Source organism: Nonomuraea sp. SYSU D8015 (genome assembly GCF_008065375.1).
Taxonomy (GTDB): domain Bacteria; phylum Actinomycetota; class Actinomycetes; order Streptosporangiales; family Streptosporangiaceae; genus Nonomuraea.
The window spans coordinates 14,387-33,489 of sequence record NZ_VJYI01000038.1; the positions used below are offsets into that span (position 1 = coordinate 14,387).

Genomic DNA, 19,103 nt, shown 5'->3' on the forward strand with positions numbered 1-19,103 from the left:
GGTCAGGCTGAGCCCGTCGTCCGGGTCGTACCAGTCGCGGAGCCCCGTGACCGGGTCGATCTCGCCGCCGCTGCCCTCGCCCGGCGAGCCTTCCGATTCGGGGCCTCCGCTTCCCCCGCGCCGGCCTCCCAGTGGCGGCGGGCGGCGTCGATCCCGGCCGCGACCCACAGCAGCACCGTTTCGCCGACGTGCTGGATGACGGGCCAGTCCAGGCGGTCGGCGAACAGCTCGTCCCAGACGGGGCCGAGCAGCCTCTGGTAGAGGTCGCTGTCCTTGCTCTCGTTGGTGAGCACGGTCTCGGCCAGCTCGTTCAGGTTCGTGGTGTCCACGTCCTGCCCGGCCTCGACGGCGATCCCGGCGTGCATGAGCCGCTGCACCAGCAGGCCCACCTCCGCGTCCGGAGGTGGGATCACGTACGTCTTGCCCTTGATGGGCAGCCGCAGGTTGGGGTCGAAGAACTCGTCCAGGTCGCGGAATCCGGTCACGGCGCCACCAGCGGGTTGTCGATCTCGACGTCCTCACCGGAGCCGAGCAATGTGAAAGAGAACGGTTCGAGGTCGGTCTTCTCACCGCCGACCGTGAACTCGTTGACCTGGCACGTGCCCTGGTACGCCTCGTCCGAGCCGTCACGCCGGTACCAGCGCACCTCGATGAACGCCTCGTCCCCGACCTTGCGGGCGGCCTGGCGGATGTACTCCTGGCCGGCGTCGGGCACGAACGTCGCGCCGGTGTTCTTCTTCCGCTTGCCCTCGGCCTCGATCTTCCACTTCCGCTCAGTGATCATGTCGCGGCCGTAGCCCGACTCGTCATCGAAGTCGCCATCATCTTCCACGTTGTCGTCGGTGGTCTTCTCCCACTTGGACAGGCCCCGGACACGCGTCCACGCGGACGTGGGTGCGCCGATCCCGGCCGTGTTGACGTCCATGCACCAGTGCTTGGCGAGCATGCTCACCAGAGCCATGATCGTTCTCCTTGTCGTGCGCACGGGAACCCCGGCCGCGCGGGGGCCGCGAAATGGAAAGAGGAGCGGGGCTACTCGTCGTCCCGCTGGGGGGTGGGCCAGTGCACCATCAGCTCGTAGGAGTCGGCCCGCTCCCACCGGCCGGAGGAGTCGCGGCCGGGCGGCGCCACCACCGTCCGCCGCGCCAGCAGCACCAGCACCCCGGACGGGAGCCGCGTCTCGGTCAGGCCGTGCAGCACGGCGAAGATGGCATCGGCGTAATCGCCGACGTCACGCGGGTCACCCTTCGCCCGCATGCGAAGCTGCACAAGCACGGTCGAGTCGCCGCTGTCGAGCTCGTCGCCGCCGGTCCCGTACACCGCCAGGCTGATGGCGGTGTCCGGTGTGGTGGGCAGGCCGCCGATCGACAACGCGAGCTGCGTCGGCGTGTACTTGCCGACCGGCGACCACACGCCGACCCCGCGCGAGGCGAGGAGCTGCGCCAGCCCGTCCAGCAGCGCTCGCGAGAACTGGCCCGGCATCGGCGTGGTCATCCGCCGAGCGCCTTCCGCACCGCCTTGGCCAGCATCGCCCGCACCACCGCGGCCTCCTCGTACAGGGTGGTCTCCAGATACTTCGGCTCGCCCTTGAGCGGGTGCTCCCAGTCGAGCTGTTCGTGCTGGGCGACCGCGTACGGCTGATCGAACGAGATGATGCCCTCCAGGTTCGACCGGTCCACCACGGCGCTGCCGGACCTTTCCAGGTCGCCGGTCTGCCACGGCACCTTGGGCTCGGTCATGGTCAGCACGTGTTCGGCGGCCTGCTGGAGCCCGGTCTCGATCGCCCGCCGCGCCCTGCCTTCCAGCTCGTCGGGGTTGACGTGCAGATCCACGCGCACGTCCACGTCGATCGCGCGGTCCGTCATCGGCACACCACCTCCGTGTGATCTGGTGTGGGCAGCCCGCCGCCGGAGCGGTTGTAGGACGCGATGACCGTCGTCGTGCGCCCGTCCGGCCCCGGCGGGACGGTCACCCGCGACCCTTCTGGGCAGTGCGTGCCGGGCGGGAAGAAGATCGTCGTATCGGAGACGACCTCCGACCCTTCGGCGTTGCGGACCAGCCTGCGTTCGTCGTCCACCAGGCACTTCTTGGTGACCGGGTCGCCGAAGATTGGCCCGTACGCGCCTTCTCCCTCGAACGGCTCGATGACCGCGGTGTGCGTGAACACCCACTCCGGGATCAGCATGACCGCCTCACCAGGCGCCCTGGTCGATCACGTAGCCGGGCAGGAGCCCGGCCGTGCGCAGGATCGACGCCGCGTCCGGCGCGTGCCGCGCCGGCCCCGACCCGCCGTCCCCGGCCCGCTTCAACGAGACGGAGCCGATCTTCACGTCGGAGAACGCCGCGGCGACGCCGTACGGGTCGCCGACCGCCAGCGACCACGCCGCCTGCGCGCATGTCGCCCGAGCGATCGCCTCCCGCTCCTTCGGGTCGGTCGGCAACTCCGTGACCGGGTCCACGTCATACACCGCGCCGACCAGCAGCTCGTCGATCCGCTCCGACGCGCGGGCCAGCACCGCGTCGATCCCGGCCGGGGCCGGCTGCCCGGTGTAGGCCGCGTAGTCGGCCCCGGTCGCGTACACCACCACCCCGGCCTCCTAGGGCAGTTCGTACACGGCCACGCTGACGCCGGCCGGGTCGTCGTAGTTGATCCACACCGTGCCGTCGCTCTGCCGGTACACGTCGCCTGGGGGCGGGATCAGCACATCCCCGGTGTTCGCCGGGATCATGTACGGCACGTCCGGCAGCGGCTGGCCCTCCAGCTCGCCGGGGATGACCAGAGTCACCGTGCGCGCCGCGTTCGCGGTGTTCTTGACGCGGATCTGCCGCTTCGACGAGTGCGGGAAGGCGTGCCCGTCCGCGTTCGCGGGCGTCAGCGCAGCCGCGAGGTTCACGCCGGTGCGCGGCATCGCGGTCACGGCGAGGTCAATCCTGGCCATCGCTGCCCTCCTCGTCCTCGTCGTTGTCGGCGTTCTCGCCGAACTCTTCGATCAGCGCGTCCTTGCGCAGGGCGCGGGCGTCGGACTCGTTCATGCCGCGGGCGACGGCGTAGGCGATCCACGCGTCCTTCTTGGCGCTCTCTGGCGGCCGGACCCCCGCCGTCGCCGCTGCCACGACATCGACCAGCGGCGGCGGCGGAACGGCGGGCGAAGCGGGAGCGTCGGCACGGTCCGGGCCAACCTCGGTGGCCGACCAGTTCGGCAGCATGTCCAGGCACGCGTCCCGCTCGGGGAAGTCCACGACGTGGCCGGTGTTGGCGTTCCGGTATCGCCACATCACGGCGCCTGCACCCCGTGGATCTTCACTGCGCGGTCCGGGTCGAGCGTCTTGACTCCGTACAAGGTGTCGATGCTGACCACATCCTGCTTTTTGGCCTGGTCGTAGCCCATGACCACCCTGAGCGCGAACCCCTTGTACGACTCGACGTGCGCGTTCGCGGCGCCCTGCGGCAGAACCAAGGGCCTGGTCACGAGGGCGAACGCCGTCCTGTGGAACGCGACGCCGATCTCCGTGTTGGGCTGGCCGGACGTCGGCGTGGTCGCCGGGCCCTTGATGTTCTGCGTCTGGTAACCGTCGTGCCCGAAGATCCTGCGACCCAGGTTCGCCTCACGCAGGCCCTCGGTGTCGCCCCTGTGGTCGCTCTGGTGGAACAGCGGGTCGCCGAGCCACTGCGCCTCGATCTCCGGCCCGACCACCACGTACCGATCCGTGGGCGGCACGTTCCTCTGGTTGAGCACCCTGCGCGCGTCGATGACGACGCGCGGGTTGTCCCAGTTCCACTCGTTGGTGCCGGTGACGGGGCCGCCGACGCCGGTCACCGTGGTCCCGGCCGTGCCCACGCGCTGGAGGACGTCGGCCCGCAGCGACAGGATGTCGCGGTCGATCCGCTGCGCGATGGCCTCCACCGCCGGAGCGAGGAGCTGGGCGTTGAAGTCAACGATGTCCAACGTCAGCTCCTCGCTGGTCACAGCGAAGGAGACGTCCACGAACTTGTCGAGGCTGATCGGAATGCTGCCCTCGGTCGCGTTCTGGATGACGATGCCCGTGGTCCGGTTGAACTGGGTCGCCTCGAAGACGGCGGGCTTGCGGATCGTGATGGTGTCGCCGATGCGGTTGACGAACTCCTCCTCATAGTCCCTGTGAACCAGTTGGCTCATGACCGTGGTCTCGTAGAGGTTCGCCAGCGCCTGACGAGCGATGATGCTGGGGGTCAGAAACGTGTTCGGCATCGGGCCTTACTCCTGACGTGGGCCCGTTGGCGACCGCCAACGAGAGTGCTAGGACGACTTCTCCTTCGCCGCCGCGCGGCGCTTGCGGAAGTCATCGACGTTGGGCTCGGAGCCGGTAGGACGCGCGCCAGGCCCGCCGGCGAACTCCCCTCCGCTCCGCGTGGGCGGCCCGGACATCGACGCCGCCTTGTACTTTGGGTTTTCATCGATCGCGAGCTGGATGACCTCGCCGAGCTTCGTCCCGAAGTCGTCGCTGTCGGGGTCCAGGTCGCGGATCTTCTTCACGAACGACCGCGAGTCGAGGAGCGCGTCGGGGTCGGCGCCCATCTTGAGCCCCTGCCGGTGCACGGCCAGCTCGACGAGCGCGCGGCGGTGCCGCTCCCGCTCCTGGTCGCGCTCCTTCGCGGTCTGGTCCTTCTCAGAGGTCAGCTTCTCGATCACCTGCTCGGGGGTGAGCTTCTCGGCCTGCTCGTCGGCCACCAGCCCCAGAGCTTTGCCGATCTGCTGGGCGAACTCCTCCCGCACCTGCGCAGTGACTTCCTCCGGAGACGGCCCCTTCTTGGCCGCGGCCTCCTCCGCTTCCTTCTGCGCCTGCTTGAGCATGGCGCGGTAGTCGCCCGCCTCCTTCCGCGCATCACGGACGATCTTCTGCGCCCAGTCGGGCAACTGATCGACCTTGATGGCGTCGGGGTTGACCTTCTGCTCGGCCTGCCGAGCTGCGGCGAGCGGGTCAGGCTGGCCAGGCTGCTGGCCGGGCGGCGTCACCCCGGCCTCCGGACCGTCGCCCTGCGGCGTGTCCTGCGGCTGGCCTTCGCCTCCCCCGTCACCTTCAGCGCCTCCGGCGATGAGCCGGATCGGCTGGCCGTTCCTGCGGTGGCCGATGATCGCGCCAGGCGTCGTCGGCAGCATGTGATCGAACACTGGCCCTCCCGGAGCCGGACATGAGAAAGGGCCCGCGCCAGGCGGACCCGACAACACAGCGAGCAGGTGATCCCGGCCCTGCGTCAGGCCGGCCGGTACCTGCGGTAGATGCGCACCCACAGCACGGCGAGCGCCTGGTTGCGGGCGTCGCCTGCGGGGTCGTACGGGCATTCCGTGATCGGGCGGGACCGCTGCGCGGCCCATCGCGCCGTCGTGATCGCCGCCCGCCGGTCGAGATCCGTGAGGCTCACCGCCGCTGCTCCCTCGCTCTCTGGGCGGCTTTCAGGTCGGAGGCGCGGCCGAGCATCTGCGCCCGGAACTCTACGAGCGTCATGCGCGGGTGCTTCTCCCACCACGCGCGCCGCTCGTCGGAGGCGTACTTGTCGGCTCGCGCTTGCGGCCCGGACAGCAGAGTCCGGCCGTCGATCCCCGCCGCACGGCCCGCGGCGTTGGTGAGGATGCCGCGCGTGTACCGCTCGGCGGCGAGGAACTGGAGCTCCAGCCACTCGTCGTACAGGCGGCGCACCACCTGGTCCAGGGCCTCCCCCGGCCGCCGCATCTGCTCGGCGACCTGCCGGGACTCCTCCCGCCGCATCACCTCCGGGTCGAGGCCGTACACGAGCGCGTACGCCTCCAGCGGGTCCGTGCCGTCGTCGATGAGGTCGGTGACGGCGCGGTCCTCGGCGGTGTCGTCGGCCTCCCACGACCACGTCGGGTTCTGCTCGCGGGAGTCGAGCTCGGCGAGCAGCCGTTCGAGCGCGACGTTGTCACCCGCTTCGCTGAACCGCCGCACCAACTCCATGACCTGGTCGTCGGAGGCGTTGGCGAACTCGGGCGGCAGCTCGGCAACCGCTTCCCGGACCCGCTGCTCGCGCTCACGTTCCCGGTCGTTGTCCCGCCGCTCCAGCTCCTGGGTGATGCGCTTGACGGCGGCCCCGTCGTTCGCCCACCGCCCCAGCAGCGCGGCCAGCTCGTCGTCGGTGCGCTTTTCGAGGTCGCGCGGGATGGTGTCCTGGCGTTGCCGGTCGGTGCGGGCGGGGATGCCGGACTGCTTGGCGTGGTCGCGGATCTGCTTGGTGAGCCGGTCCGCCCGCGCGGCAGCTTTGCGCCGCTGCTCCGGTTCGAGCGCGACGGCGGCCTGCCGTTTCGCCGACCGGAGTTCGGATTCGAGGCGGCGCATCTTCTGCGACGCCTTGTAGCCGTCCGGCCCGGCGGGATGCTTGGCCGGCCGCGGCGGGCGGGTCGCGCCCGGCAGGTAGGCGCCGAGCGTGTGACCGCAGCCCGGATGCAGGAGCCCGGCGGCGCGGGCCTGCGTCACGGTGCCTTCGACGAGGACGTTCACCATGTCGTCGGAGACGGCGGACTCTTCTTGCCGCCACCCGATCGGCCCCTCCTGTGAAAGGATCTTGCCTTCCCAGCGGGCGCACCGCTCGCATGTGAACGGCAGGCGGGACACGATGACAAGGTCGATCCCGTTCTCGGCGAGGGTGGCCAGGTGGCCGTCCGTCGCGGCCTGCGCCATCGCCGTACGCGTCGCCATCTCCGCGTATGCGGTCACCGACCACACCCGGCCGGAGGAGTCCGTGAAACCGGTGATGCCACGCCGGGCCACCTGGTCCAAGAGCCGGGCCTGCGCCTGACGGCGAGAGATCGCCCCCGTCAACGCCTGCGCGGACACCTGGTTGACGATCTGCTGGAAGATGAACTCCGGCGCCGACCGCATACCGGGCTGGGTGGAGGCGACCAGCCGGACAGCGCGGCGAGCGATCTCGATGACGCCCTGCCCCTGCGTGATCCCCTTGTGGGAGCCGAGGTGTTCCAGGTCGGCGGTCGCCCGCTGGACGCCGCGCCGCCACGCGCTGTTGACGCCCGTCGTCACCAGCCGTTCGGACAGGCGCTCCAGGCGGGCCACGACCCGGTCCGCTTCCTTGCGGAGCTGGCGGAGCTCGGCGAAGCGCGGCCCCGCATACTCCGGCTCCCCCTCCCGCTTCACCAGAGCCTCGGATACGACCTTGAGGAGTTCGCGTTCGGCGTCCCAGTAGATCGCGGCCACGGCGCGGGCGTGGTCGAGCGCGGCCTCGATCTGCACGGCCTCCTGCGGCGCGGCCGGGAGCGCCAGCGTCGGCACACTCATGCCCGGTGGCTATTCGTCGTCGCCGGTGCCGGGCACGAGCACCTGGCCCAGCGTGTCGGGGTCCGGGACGTTGAGGCCGAGTTCATCGCGCAGACGGTTCTTCTCCTCGGTCACCTGGTGGTCGTCCCACTCCGGATGCACCATGCGGATCTTGGTCTCCAGGGAGACGGCCATCGCCCGGTTCAACAGCTCGACGGTCCGGCCCAGCGCTTCAGGATCGGGTTGCACGCCGTCCGGCCAGTGCACCTCCCCCTTCTCCGCGCTGACCTTCTTGCCGAAGATGGCGTGGTCGAGCGATAGCAGCACGTCCGGCGCCCACTGCAACGTGGGGTTCCAGTAGCCGGTCTTCCGGCCGCGCGAGGAGAACGACTTCTTCTCGCGTGAGTGGACCTCGGTCGCGGTGACGGCCTGCCCGGACCCGTCCACCTCACCGAAAGACTGGGCGCTGTAGCCCGCCCCGCGAAGGATCTGAGCGACGAACGCCTTCCCGGCGTCCACGTGCTCCTTCACCCGGATGGCGAACTGCATGACCGTCAACATCGAGTTGGCGGCCGACCCAGGCGCCGGCAACATGCCGAGCCCCGAGTAGATCTCCCGGTCCGGGTCCCAGCTCGCGCCTTGGCCGCGGCCGAGGTTGTCGAGGAAGATGTCGGGCGCGATGACGCGGCCCTTGCCGATCCGGATGTCGCGCATCAGGCTGGTCCACACCTCATCCAGGGCGTCCATCAGGTGCTCGACGCCCTGGTAGTCCGAGCGGCCCAGTGAAGTGCCCCTGATCAGCCGGTGCGGTCGCATGTTCGGGATGTAGGAGACGAGCAAGCCGCGCGGGTACCGCGAGTCGAACCCGCCGTCCTCGTCCACCTGCGAGGCGTAGATCTCCGTCTCCGGGTGGTCCTCCAGCGGCACCTGCTTGCCGAGCCGATCCTGCGTGCCGAGGAACAGCCCGTGGTAGACGCGGCCTTTCTCGTGCCGCTCCAGGTGCCGCCACACCTGCCGGGACCTGTCGTCCTCCGCCAGCACCCGCCAGAACGTCACCGCGGCGAGCTTGCCGTACCGGAACTCCGGCACCGCCGCGTCCGGCGGCAGCACCGACATGACCGGGTGGTCGTACATCTCCGTATCCCAGCCCGCGCGCAGGTATGCCCCGCCGTACGCGGAGCCGATCTCGGCAGCCTCCAGCAGCGCCCCGTAGATCCCGGCCTCGTGCATGATCTTGTCAAGGCGCTTCTGCGACGTCTTGCCCGGCACGCGCAGCGTCGGAGGCTCCGAAAACAGAAGATCAGCGGACGTGGCGGCGATGTCTCCGGCGATCGGGATGTGCAACTTGGTGGACCGCACCTGCCCGAGCGGGACCGGCGTGCCCCAGAACCATCGGGCGGCCCGCTGAATCCAGCCGGAGAATCCCTTGCTCGGCCGGTCCCAGCCCTTCGGGTCCAGGCCGATGGCGTGCACCTGGCCGGAGCCGTACACCTGCGCGAGCTGGTCAGGGTCGCCCGCGTACCAGGCTCCCCACTCCTCATACAGCCGCATCTCGCGCTTCATGTGCGGCGGCGGCCACTCCTGGTCCCTCTCCGGAAGCGGCATGGTTCAGGCCCTCACTCTGTCTCGAAGGGACGCAAGATGGTCAGGCGGCGCGGGTCAGATGACGTCGATCAGCCCAGCCGGGAGCACCGGAAGCTGAGGCGGCGCGGTCACACGCACCCACGCCTGATAGGTGCCGTCCGGCTTGGCGACCGTCCCGCCGGGGCCGAACAGGATGCGCGCGGTCGCGCCCCGCGCGCCGGCCGGCCCCGGCGCCCACTCGGCCGCATACCAGTCGGCCTCGACCGGCTCGACACCGGGCGCGGTGAACGCCACCTCGACGGTTTCTGTCCCGGCCGCGCCGCGCACGAAGAACGGCAGGAACTCGCACGACAACGACGAGATCGTCTCCACCATGGGCTCCTTACGTGCGCGATGCGGACCAGGTACGGCGAGGCGGCTCGGCGCCCCACCGGCGGGCCAGGGTGGCGCTCCACGTCCGGCGTGGCCCGTCCACGCCCGTGACGTCGCGGCCGAGCAGCCTGAGCGGCCGGGCCTGGTCACCTTCGGTGGCCAGGGCGACGACGCGGATCTTGCGGCGGCCGACCGCCGCAACCGCGTCGGTCTCGGTGGCCGCGCCGATCGTGCGGGCGCGGCCCGGCCGGACCGCAGCGGCCATGCTCGCGTCGAGCGCCGGCCCGAGGAGCCGTACCTTGACCGGGGTGACCGGCAGCGCCTGGTCCGTCTCGGCGGCGGTGCCGACGAACGTGCCGTTGGAGATGACGAACGCCTGGTCCGTCTCACCCGCCTGCCCGACGACGATGCGGTGCGCGGGCCTCACCGGGGCGGCGCTGCCGCTCTCGTGCGCGGCCCCGATCGTGCGGACCTTCCGCGCCAGCATCGGCAGCACGGTATCGGCCTCGACCGCCTGGCCGAGCACGCGCCGCTTCACCGGCCGGATCGGCGCCGTGGTCTCCAGCGACGCGGGCTGGCCGAGCGTGCGCCGCTTCCGCCGCGTGATCGGCTGTGCCTGCTCGGCGGTGCTCGCGGGCTGCACGATGACGGCCGGGTAGGCGGGGCCGAGCTTGCCCTGGTCGGTGGCGGCGACGTCATCCATCAGGATCACGACGCCGGGCATGTAGACGAACCCGGCCTCGTTCGGCAGCGTGGTGTTGGCGTTGACGCCGGTGACGCTGGCTTGCAGGGGTGTTGTGGAGGCTTCCACGGACTGGTACACCCACAGATCGGCGGCACCGTTGGAGGTGGTGGTGCCGATCAGGACCCGCAGTTCGATCCGCACCCATTGCCCGGCTGTGACGGCCGAGGGGATGGAGCACAGGACGGCGCTCGTGGTCCTCCGGTAGGAGATCGTCCCGGTCGGGCCCACCATCAACCGGCCCACGGCGGTAGGTGAACCGCTGGTGGGCTGGAAGTTCAGCTCGAAGAACCAGTCGTCGGCGGACGGCAGCGACCCGAACTGGACGTAGAGGCGGACCCAGATTTCGCGTCCGGCCAGGGTGATGTTCCGCCACGCGAGCGAATCGTTCGAGCCGATCTCCGCAGCGAGCGGCGCCCGTGTACCGGCCGCCGCCACGTAGGTGGGCGTGCCGGTGATGTTGGTGAACGCGTCACCTGAGCTGCCTCCGGAGTTCCCGGTGGTGATCGCGGTCCCGTCCGTGCCTCCGTTGAAGGAGTTCCGCAGCAGCATGGCTGGCTTAGACCGGGGTGGCGCGGAAGAACCCGGCGGCGGAGATCTGCGCGACGATGTCGGTCCCGTCCGGCACGATCACGAAATCGTGCGCGGTCATGGGCACGATCTGGGCGTCGGTGGAGGACCCGGCGGGCTTGTAGCAGATGACGAGCTTGGACCAGCCACCCGAGGCGGGGAGCACGCTCGTCCAGGTCTGGTCGGGGATGTCGAGGTCGGTCCGGTCGTTGGCGTCGTCCGGGACCACCGGGTTCAGGTCGGCCGCGACGATGCTCTTGCGGGCGTAGCCGTTGCCGACCGGCACCTCGTTCGTGGTCCCGGACACGAGGTCGGCCAGAGTGTCCTTGTCGCGCAGCACCGCGTCGGACTCCAGCCCCGACGTGGCCAGCGCGACGACGACCAAACTGCAGCCGGCCGGGTCGCCGGTCTTCACCCGGTTGACGAGCTCGACGCTCCTGCCGAGCGCGATGTTGAACGTGAAGTCGGCCACGATCGTTCTCCCTCAAGGTCAGGGGCTGGGGTCCAGCGGCGCGGGCCGGCCTTCGTGCTGCCCCTCAACAGCGGAAGGTCCGGGCCCGCGCCGCGTGCTCGACGCGCGTACGGGGAAGCCGCGCGGAGCAGACGCGCCCCCGGAGGTGCCGACCGCCACAACCGGGCTCCGGGGACGCGCGTTCTAGTAGGCGGGGACGGGTTCGAGCAACCGCATCCACACCGCCTGCGTGGTGTGCAGGCCGTAGCGGAGGGCGTCCACGCTGTGGTCATGCTCCTTGACCGGCGCGTCCTCGCCTCGCTCCGCCTTCTTCTCGTCCCAGGCGTAGCCGACAATCTCGTCCAGCAGGGCGCGGCAGGAGGCATGCACGCGCAGATGGTCGGCGGCGATCAGGTTGGAGACGGTGCGGATACCGTCGAGCACCGAGTTGTCTCCCTGCTGGGGCCGGAACCCGTCGTGGTGCAGCTGCATGATGAACGAGGCGGCGGACGGGTCAACGATCAGCCAGTCCGGCCGCACGCCGTGCGTCCCCGGCCCGTACGTGTCGGGGATGTCGTCCAGCCACTCGGCCAGCCGCATCGAGTATTCGGCGTCGGTGAGCTGGCGGCGCTGGACGCGGGAGTCCCACCGCCATTCGTTGGCGACGTAGATGCGACGCTGCCCCTCCAGGTCGGGAACCGACACGCCGATGAGGACGGCGTCGAAAGGGTTCGCCGTGCCATAGTCCACGCCCACGGCGAGCCACTTCTCCATCAGCGGCAACTCGTCCACGACGTGGCGGTCTTCGTCGAACATGTCGAAGATGGCGCCCTCGGCCATCACCCACTGGCCCAGGACGAACCGTTTGTACCAGAGGCCGGTGTACTCCTTCTTCAGCGCGGCCACGTACGCCGGGTCCAGGGCGTGGTTGTCGTCCAGGCGGAAGTGCCAGCTCCGGAGGTCGAGTTCGCCGGCCCGGTCGAGGAAGTCGCGTTTCAGCCAATGGGAGGGGCTGTCGGGGTTGGTGGAGCCGAACAGCTTTGCCCCCGGCACGCTCAACCGGCTGAGCAGCATGTCCCAGAACGGCCGCTCCAGCAGCGTGATCTCGTCCACGTACACGCCTGCGCACGTCATGCCGCGCAGCCGGGTTTCGGCACGGGCATCAGCGCACGAGATGATCTCAACCTTGCGGCCCAGGATCGTCGCGGTCGGCGCACCGCGGGTGTAGGAGATGCGTGCGGCCAGCGGCCCGGTGGTGGCGGGGTCCATCAGCGGATCGAACACATTCCGCGAGATTGTGTCCGCCGTCTTGCCCACGATGACGAGGGAGCCGCCACGGGGCGCGTTGGCGACGAACGCCAGCCACCTGATCAAGGAGGCGATCGTCTTCCCACTGCGGATGGCCCCCTGCCAGATGTTCAGGCGCGCGCTCGACTCGGCGATCGAGCGTTCCTGCTTGGGTGACAACCGGACCGCCAGGCCCAGTCCGCCGCCGGTCATGCTTCGCCTCCGGCGTCGTCGTAGATGACCTCGCCCGTGACGACGTCGACCTCCGTGATGGCGTCCATGTCGGGGTCCGGCACCTGGTAGCGCTGCTGAAGCTGAGCCAGCATGGTGCCGAGCAGCGACGCCATGTCGTGGTCGGGGTGGCCGTTGCGGTTGATCTGGTCCAGGCCGAGCAGCGACGCCCGCTTGTTGACGATCTTCAAGCAGGTTTCCGCCGCCTGCACCTCACCCTTCAGCACCTTCGGCCACAGCGCGGCCATCATCCGGTCCAGGCGGCCGATCTCCAGATGCAGCAGATGCTCGGCCGCCATACCCTCCGCCTTGGCGGCCCGCTTCAACGCCGCGGTGATGTCCGCGCTCGCGGCCTGCGGGCTGTTGTAGCCCAGCCGCTCGGCGATCAGCGTCGGGGACACTCCGGCGATCCGCATCTGGAGCGCCTGAGTGCGCCGCTGGGCAAGCTCCAGCTGCCGCTGCTTGTCGGCCATCGCCCCGGACTCATCCCCTCTGCTGTTGTCGGTTCCGCCAACGAGCTACAGCGCGCCTGCCGCCGGGTCGCCGACCGGCACGTGATCCACCACATCCGGCAGTTGCGGCTCCACGATCTCCACCGTGGCCGGGGTCACCCACACGCCGCGGGCGCCGATCTGCTCGGCGAACACCGCCAGCGACGGCAGCGACCAGCCGCCGTCGTCGCCGTCACCCTCGTCTCCTTCGGGTGGCCCGGCCTGGTCCACGATGAGCGCGAACGGCTCCTCGCTGATGTCGCCGATCTCGTACAGCGGCAGGCGCAGCACCTGGATCCGCACCTACTCCCCCTCGCCGGGCGTCTCGGCCGCGCCGCCGGCGACGGGCGTGAAGCTGCGGTGGAACACCGTCCGGGAGAGCTTCCAGAACGAGCCCGCGCCGTCGTGCACGATGAAGTCGCCCAGGCCCGCGCGCACCATCCCCTCCGGCGTCTGGAGGTCGATGTACTCGGCCGACCGGCCGCGCAGCGCGGGCCGTCCGACGATGCCGCCCAGCTTCGACTGCTCGTTGATCCAGGCGACGATGTCTTCGAGGTCGAGCCCGTTCACCTCGACCGCCTCGACGACGGTGTCGATGGGCTCGTATTGCCGGATGTCCACGACCATGATCTGTTTCTCCGTTTCTGTCGCCGCCCGGTAGCCGTACCGGCGCGGTCCTGGACGATCTGGTCGGCGATGGCCGCGCACGCGGGGACCATCCCAATCGCCGCTGGTGACCGGGTTTGCCCGGCCGGGCCTGGTCGGGATACCGCCGCTGACGGCTGTCCACTCGACCGTCCACGAGTAGCGGGCGCACCGCTCCAGGCGTGGTCACTCTGCCGCAGAAACCCTTCGTGACCGACTGTCTTGACAGCACGATCCCTTGCCTATCCCTTGCCAAAGATACGCCTGAATGCTTCAGTTGTTTGTATGCCTGGCCAGTTTCGAGAGTTCACAGTAAGACGTGGTCGAATCCAAGGATTTCGACCCACAGCAGAGCAAATTCAGGACGTCTGGCAGCTCGCCCAAAAGGGGTTCGACTCAACAGCTACAGACACCAAAATTTCATATGACCCCGGCAACAGTAAAAGTATTGAAGATGACGACCTGGCAAATTTCGTGCGTGAAGTTAAAAAGGATCGAGATCTTCTAACAAATTTGCATCTCAAATCCAGTCAAGCAAACCCTAGAAGAATTGTAGAGATCTCCATAGGCCCAGATTCATGGACGACTTACGAAGTTCAGGCCGAAGACTCGACTTGGGCGTTAGGGCGCTTCGAGGAACTTACGGCCGCACTACTGGAAGCCAGACCTTTTTTGGCGGCCATCCGAGCGAAGGCACCAGAATGGCAACCCTACTCCTACCTTCAACAAGAAAAAAATAGGCCAAGAACGGGAAAACGGCTCTCCGTTCGCTGGAGAGAGGGGCCAAGTTGGCAACCGCGGACTTGGCTACCATTTCAATCAGCCGCCAAACATCGTCTTGAATTCACACTAACGCTCCTCATCACGTATGCGCGGATGGTGCTATTCGCCCTTCCTCTGGTATTGGCCATCCTGGGCTCCGAAATACTCATTTTCAATATTTGGGGCATAGCCTATCTGACCGAGAGGAAGCAGCCCATCTGGAATCCTGAAACCCTTGCAAGGTACGCGTGGCTTGGTGTCGCCTGTGGCATCCTCAATTGGGCGATAGGACGCTGGCTCCACCTCCAACTCCAAGCGAGGGTGTTTCTAACAAAGAGAAAAATTGAAGTTAATCTGCCCTTGATTGTTGGTATTATATCGGCAATTGCCGCCATTGTGCAAATCTTTGTGTCATTATAACGTGCAGCCTCAATGCAATGCGGGCATGTTGCCGATCCCATTAATCTCGACGTGCCCACTTCCAGCACCGTCACTCGGTAAGGATTGGTCCTCGGAGGACACGTGTCTCCTCGTGGGCAGGCGTCCCGGGTCCTCAAACTGGAGGGGCGGCACGCGATATCACCCTGTATACCCTCCGTGTGCGTGACTCACGATGTACCCGAGTTGGTCTCGATTCGCACTACGGACACCTCGGAGGGCACGATCGAGGTCGCTGGGCTGGTGCGCGGCGCGCTACACGGCGAGATCCCAGACCCGTTCGGCGTGCGCTCAGCGCCGGGTCCCTGCCCCGGCCGCAGCGGGGATGTACTCGAAGCTGACCAGCCCTAGCCGGCGCGGGTCGAGCGTGTCCTTGTGCTGGTTCCGCCGCTTCGAGCTGGTGTGGAGCTTGGTGGCGCGGGCCTGCCGCTGCCACCGCGGCGACCGGTCCCGGTAGGAGATCAGCGCCGGATGCGACGACACGGACCGGTAGCGGAAACCCTGATCGGCGAGATGCTGCGCCACCCACTCCGACATGCGAGCGCCGATCGACAGGCCCTGAAAGTCCGGCAGCACCACCAGCCGGTGCTCCATCTTCATGTTCCGCACGATCGGGTGCTGGAAATGCCGGTACGCAAGGAACGCCACCGGCTGGCCGTCGATGCACCCAGCGAAGCAATGCGCCGTGTTGCTGATCTCGGCGCTCAGATAGTGATGGTGGCGAAATACCGTCCAGAGCGACCGGTCAGCAGCGTGGATGTCGAGCCGGAGCGTGGGCCGGGGTTGAACCTGCCTCCACGCGAACGAGCCCGCGGCGACGTCGTATACCCAGTCGGGCTGGAGCCAGTCGAGCACGTCGTAGTGGCACGTGACGGCGACGAGCTGCCGCCCGGAGCGGCGTACGGCTTTCGCCACCGCGTGAGAGGCGACCTTGGCGACCTGGCGATCCACGACGGACGTGAACTCGTCCACCACCACGAGCCCGTCATGCTCGGCCAGGGCGCGGGCCATCGACGCGCGGAACGCCTCCCCGTTCGACAGCGTCTTATACGGCCGGAGCCACGCGGGCGGGCTCGAGAGTCCCACCGCGGTCAGCAGGCCGACGATGTCCTTGATGGACATGCCCTTGGGGAAGTCATCCACGAGCGCCCGATCCCCCCACGAGTGTGCCTCGACGAGCCGGCCCGGCCACAACGCGCGGGCGAGGGTGGTCTTCCCGGCGCCGGACGGGCCGACGAGCAGACCGACGTTCCACTTCCGGTCCTCGATGGGTAGGTGCGCCGACCAGGAGTTGGTCAGTTTCTCTTCCAGCGGCACGTCGAACATGCCCTGGAGCTGCAACACCCTGGCGGTGCGGCGTACGGGGGTGGCGAGGGTGATGTCCGCGCGCAAGAGTGCCTCCTACATCGGGGTCACGATCGCGTCACTCGGTCTCCACAGGGCAGGGGTCCGGCAGCATCATCAGGGCCATGGCCGAGAAGAACTCCGAGCGGTAGCCGGGATCGTGAAGCCTTCGTCGATGGTCGTGGCCGTGCTGGTGCTCGTGGCGGTCCCGACGCTGGTGTGGATGCTGGGTCCGGGCGCCACGTGGGTGCTGGAGCACATCGACCACGCCACAGTGTTCAAAGAGGACAAGGATCGGGCCGCCGCACTGGCAGCGATTCGCGGCAACGTCCTGGCCGTGGCCACCGGCCTAGCCGCGCTGCTGGCAGTGTTCTACACCGCGCGCAACGCCGACACCGCCCGGCGCACCTTCCAACTCGGCGAGCGAGGCCACGACACCGACCGCTTCAGCAAGGCGGTCGAACAGCTCGGCAGCGCCCAGGCCCCCGTCCGGCTCGGCGGCCTGTACGCGCTTGAACAGCTCGCGCAGAACAACCCCAGGCTGAGGCAGACGATCGTGGACGTTATCTGCGCCTATCTGCGCATGCCGTGGACGCCCCCGCGCGAAGAGGACCGGCACGAGAAGATCCGCGCCGCCCAGCGCGCCGCACGCACTGGGACGTCGGGCCGGACCGAGGCGCGGGCTGGCCGTGACCCGGACGAAGAACGGCAGGTCAGATTCACCGCCCAACGCCTCCTCATCGACCACCTACGCTGGCAAAAACGCCGCTGGTGGCAGCTCCCCACCGCTGCCAATGCCCTCTTCTGGCCCGGCATCCGCCTCGACCTGACCGGTGTCACCTTGGTCGACTTCGACTTCGAACGCTGCCGTGTCGATCGAGCCGTTTTCAGGGGAGCAACCTTCATCGGTGACAGCTGGTTCAACGAGGTGACCTTCACCGGCAACGCCCTATTTGAAGGGGCAACCTTCGCTGGCAACGCCCCATTCGGCGGCGCGACCTTCATCGGCGAGGCCCTATTTGAAGGGGCAACCTTCGCTGGCAACGCCCTGTTCGGCAACGTGACCTTTTTCGGCAACGCTGGATTCGGCGGGGCAACCTTTACCCGCGGCGTCTGGTTTCGCCGAACGTCCTTCATCGCCGGCGCCGCATTCGGCGGCGCGACCTTCCTCGGCAACGCCGTGTTCAAGGGCACGCGAGGCACCCGGATCGACCTAGCGGGAGCGCGAGTGATGCACCCGGATAACGGGCACGTGTGGCCGCCGGGTTGGCATGTAAGCACCGGCCCCACCGGTGCGGTGCTGAAGCCAGATAAGCGGACCGACGACGGCGGGGAGTGAGCCGCCTCGGCACAGCGGAGCGTTAACGATCGGCCTACATGAGAGCTCGGACGGAGTAGCCTTCCTCGGTCAGCCGCTCCAGTAGCTCGACCTGCTCCGCTTCGGACTCGCAGGTGACGACGACGCCCCACACGGTCGGCGGCTCAACCCGCTCGGCCGGCCCCGACCCCGTGACCGGGTTCGGCGGCGCTTGCTCGGGGTCGCGGGGCACCAGCTCGTCGAGGTCCGCTAGGTCGTCGCTCGTGTACCCGGCCGCGGCCAGCAGCGCTTCGTCGGCGTCGCCGATGTCGGTCAGCATGTCGGCGAGCATGCCGTGATCCCAGCCGCCCCGCTCGGTGAGCCGGTTCGCCGCCACCAGGTACGCCTCCGCGTCCGCATCCGACCGGGAGGTCCAGCCGCGCAGGATGGGCACCAGCCACACGCCGTCGTCGCCGACCTTGACGCCTTCGGGCGGCGACTTCCCCTCTGTGGCCATCTCGTCAAGGACGTGGAGGCGCCCATGCCCGGCGACGAGGCGGCCAGTGCGCTCATCGAGCTCGCCGGCCAGGGTGCACCCGAACGCCTCGATCGACTTCCTGATGGCCGGGAGGTCGTGCTCTTTGGGGTTCCGCACGGCTCGGGAGATCTCGGGGAGGGGCATGTGTTCGATACGGCGCATCAGGTCCTCGTTAGGGTGACGATTCGTGAGCACGAGGCAGCCAGGCCCCGTATGACGAAGAGTTTCCGGTGCCGGTGCCACCGCTGGTGACGTACGCGCCACTAGCCCGGAATTTCTACTAGCCAATCGCAGTAGCGCGATTCAACCGCTCGGGCAGGATTTCGTACCTCACTTGACAGATCCTCAACAGATCCTCAACATGCCCCAGCTTACCTTTCTGCTCGCAAGGCAATCGATGGCGGAAAGGACCATCCCATGGCTTCAGTCACCAAGCGGATCATCACATCCATCGGCATCACCGGTGCCGCATCTATGCTGATCATCGCCCCCAGCTCACCGGCGCACACGGCATCCTCCACGGTGACCGCGCTCGCCCCCGCTGCCCAAGCATCGCACGCGCATGCGGGCAACGACACAGCGAAGGCCGCCCACAGAAAGGTCGTTTGGAAGCGCCGCAGCGGCTGCACCTGGGTGTTTGAAAGCAGCCATACTGGCGCCTTTACCAAAAAGGTACAGGGGGGATGCACAGGCCATTCATGGCTTTATGTGCAAACTACGACCGGCTGGAAGAGCGGCTGGATACACGACAGAAATCATGCCGGATTTAGTATCCATTCGTATAGCAAAGAGCAGCGCAAGCGCATGGGCCAGGTCAAGTTCACCTGGCACAAGACCAAGCGTAACGAGACCGCTCAGCTCATCAGCCACTAGGGCCAGACCGCGCGTGCCGCCCCGCTGCTCGCCGACTGCTTCCCCTCGTACACCATCATCCCGGAGCCGAAGCCCTGCGCGGCCGGTATTAGCAGCTGCCACGCTTCAAATGATCATGAAATAGGTGAGGCGCTGAGAGCGATTCTCAGCGCCTCACCTCGCGAGCGACACTGGCCATCAGGCCAGGCCAGTTAGGCCGCGAGCGGCCACCATAA

The 19,103-nt window shown here is 68.2% G+C and carries 25 protein-coding genes; 3 read left to right on the forward strand and 22 right to left on the reverse strand.

The features are described 5' to 3' along the window. Window positions 1–2: 2 nt before the first annotated feature. From ID574_RS55700 to ID574_RS55795, 20 genes are all read right to left on the reverse strand, one after another. Window positions 3–485, reverse strand: a complete 483-nt coding sequence (locus tag ID574_RS55700) for a DUF7426 family protein (protein WP_188197216.1) — start codon at window positions 483–485, stop codon at window positions 3–5. Beyond that, the gene (locus ID574_RS55705) at window positions 482–961 is read right to left on the reverse strand and encodes a phage tail tube protein (RefSeq protein WP_188197217.1); all 480 of its coding nucleotides are present in this window, start codon (window positions 959–961) and stop codon (window positions 482–484) included. Before ID574_RS55705 ends, ID574_RS55700 begins: the two co-directional genes overlap by 4 nt. A 71-nt stretch (window positions 962–1,032) precedes the next feature. After that, window positions 1,033–1,494 (reverse strand): minor capsid protein, encoded by a 462-nt coding sequence (locus ID574_RS55710; protein WP_188197218.1) that lies wholly within the window; start codon window positions 1,492–1,494, stop codon window positions 1,033–1,035. Next, window positions 1,491–1,865 carry a hypothetical protein gene (locus ID574_RS55715; RefSeq protein ID WP_188197219.1) on the reverse strand — a complete coding sequence of 125 codons (375 nt, stop codon included), beginning with the start codon at window positions 1,863–1,865 and terminating at the stop codon, window positions 1,491–1,493. Before ID574_RS55715 ends, ID574_RS55710 begins: the two co-directional genes overlap by 4 nt. Continuing rightward, entirely contained in the window at window positions 1,862–2,185 is a 324-nt protein-coding gene (locus ID574_RS55720; RefSeq protein ID WP_188197220.1) for a hypothetical protein, read from the reverse strand. The genes ID574_RS55715 and ID574_RS55720 overlap by 4 nt, the downstream gene beginning before the upstream one ends. A 7-nt stretch (window positions 2,186–2,192) precedes the next feature. Next, the gene (locus tag ID574_RS55725; RefSeq protein WP_188197221.1) at window positions 2,193–2,588 is read right to left on the reverse strand and encodes a hypothetical protein; all 396 of its coding nucleotides are present in this window, start codon (window positions 2,586–2,588) and stop codon (window positions 2,193–2,195) included. Between the two features lie 9 nt (window positions 2,589–2,597). Further along, the gene (locus ID574_RS55730) at window positions 2,598–2,939 is read right to left on the reverse strand and encodes a hypothetical protein (protein WP_188197222.1); all 342 of its coding nucleotides are present in this window, start codon (window positions 2,937–2,939) and stop codon (window positions 2,598–2,600) included. Further along, complete coding sequence (locus ID574_RS55735; RefSeq protein ID WP_188197223.1) at window positions 2,926–3,276, reverse strand: hypothetical protein; 351 nt, start codon at window positions 3,274–3,276, stop codon at window positions 2,926–2,928. Before ID574_RS55735 ends, ID574_RS55730 begins: the two co-directional genes overlap by 14 nt. Then, window positions 3,276–4,229: a major capsid protein gene (locus tag ID574_RS55740; RefSeq protein WP_188197224.1), complete on the reverse strand. Its 954-nt coding sequence runs from the start codon at window positions 4,227–4,229 to the stop codon at window positions 3,276–3,278. Before ID574_RS55740 ends, ID574_RS55735 begins: the two co-directional genes overlap by 1 nt. A gap of 48 nt (window positions 4,230–4,277) precedes the next feature. After that, complete coding sequence (locus tag ID574_RS55745; protein WP_188197225.1) at window positions 4,278–5,150, reverse strand: hypothetical protein; 873 nt, start codon at window positions 5,148–5,150, stop codon at window positions 4,278–4,280. An 83-nt stretch (window positions 5,151–5,233) separates the two neighbouring features. Continuing rightward, entirely contained in the window at window positions 5,234–5,401 is a 168-nt protein-coding gene (locus tag ID574_RS55750; RefSeq protein ID WP_188197226.1) for a hypothetical protein, read from the reverse strand. Beyond that, a complete protein-coding gene (locus ID574_RS55755; RefSeq protein ID WP_188197227.1) occupies window positions 5,398–7,284 on the reverse strand; it encodes a phage minor capsid protein in 1,887 nt (628 codons plus the stop codon). Before ID574_RS55755 ends, ID574_RS55750 begins: the two co-directional genes overlap by 4 nt. A 9-nt stretch (window positions 7,285–7,293) precedes the next feature. Beyond that, window positions 7,294–8,868 (reverse strand): phage portal protein, encoded by a 1,575-nt coding sequence (locus ID574_RS55760; RefSeq protein ID WP_188197228.1) that lies wholly within the window; start codon window positions 8,866–8,868, stop codon window positions 7,294–7,296. A gap of 54 nt (window positions 8,869–8,922) precedes the next feature. Then, entirely contained in the window at window positions 8,923–9,222 is a 300-nt protein-coding gene (locus ID574_RS55765; protein ID WP_188197229.1) for a hypothetical protein, read from the reverse strand. Between the two features lie 7 nt (window positions 9,223–9,229). After that, a complete protein-coding gene (locus ID574_RS55770; protein ID WP_188197230.1) occupies window positions 9,230–10,513 on the reverse strand; it encodes a hypothetical protein in 1,284 nt (427 codons plus the stop codon). Between the two features lie 7 nt (window positions 10,514–10,520). Continuing rightward, entirely contained in the window at window positions 10,521–11,003 is a 483-nt protein-coding gene (locus tag ID574_RS55775; protein WP_188197231.1) for a hypothetical protein, read from the reverse strand. Between the two features lie 183 nt (window positions 11,004–11,186). Beyond that, on the reverse strand, window positions 11,187–12,482 hold the full coding sequence (locus ID574_RS55780; RefSeq protein WP_188197232.1) for a PBSX family phage terminase large subunit: 1,296 nt from the start codon (window positions 12,480–12,482) through the stop codon (window positions 11,187–11,189). Beyond that, entirely contained in the window at window positions 12,479–12,973 is a 495-nt protein-coding gene (locus tag ID574_RS55785) for a hypothetical protein (RefSeq protein ID WP_188197233.1), read from the reverse strand. The genes ID574_RS55780 and ID574_RS55785 overlap by 4 nt, the downstream gene beginning before the upstream one ends. 45 nt (window positions 12,974–13,018) lie before the next feature. Next, a complete protein-coding gene (locus tag ID574_RS55790; RefSeq protein ID WP_188197234.1) occupies window positions 13,019–13,294 on the reverse strand; it encodes a hypothetical protein in 276 nt (91 codons plus the stop codon). After that, window positions 13,295–13,618, reverse strand: coding sequence for a hypothetical protein (locus ID574_RS55795; protein ID WP_188197235.1), 324 nt, complete (start codon window positions 13,616–13,618; stop codon window positions 13,295–13,297). Window positions 13,619–13,921: 303 nt separating this feature from the next. On the opposite strand from ID574_RS55795, the gene ID574_RS55800 reads away from it, so the two are divergent. Continuing rightward, entirely contained in the window at window positions 13,922–14,818 is an 897-nt protein-coding gene (locus ID574_RS55800) for a hypothetical protein (RefSeq protein ID WP_188197236.1), read from the forward strand. A gap of 309 nt (window positions 14,819–15,127) precedes the next feature. On the opposite strand, the gene ID574_RS55805 is transcribed toward ID574_RS55800, so the two are convergent. Continuing rightward, window positions 15,128–16,228 (reverse strand): GNAT family N-acetyltransferase, encoded by a 1,101-nt coding sequence (locus ID574_RS55805; protein ID WP_188197237.1) that lies wholly within the window; start codon window positions 16,226–16,228, stop codon window positions 15,128–15,130. A gap of 127 nt (window positions 16,229–16,355) precedes the next feature. Here ID574_RS55805 and ID574_RS55810 point away from each other — a divergent pair, with 127 nt between their 5' ends. After that, on the forward strand, window positions 16,356–17,519 hold the full coding sequence (locus ID574_RS55810) for a pentapeptide repeat-containing protein (RefSeq protein ID WP_188197238.1): 1,164 nt from the start codon (window positions 16,356–16,358) through the stop codon (window positions 17,517–17,519). Between the two features lie 34 nt (window positions 17,520–17,553). Here ID574_RS55810 and ID574_RS55815 read toward each other — a convergent pair whose 3' ends face one another. Beyond that, window positions 17,554–18,177, reverse strand: coding sequence for a ParB N-terminal domain-containing protein (locus tag ID574_RS55815; RefSeq protein ID WP_188197239.1), 624 nt, complete (start codon window positions 18,175–18,177; stop codon window positions 17,554–17,556). A gap of 255 nt (window positions 18,178–18,432) precedes the next feature. Between ID574_RS55815 and ID574_RS55820 the strand changes: the two genes are divergently transcribed. After that, window positions 18,433–18,888 carry a hypothetical protein gene (locus ID574_RS55820; RefSeq protein ID WP_188197240.1) on the forward strand — a complete coding sequence of 152 codons (456 nt, stop codon included), beginning with the start codon at window positions 18,433–18,435 and terminating at the stop codon, window positions 18,886–18,888. Window positions 18,889–19,103 lie beyond the last annotated feature (215 nt).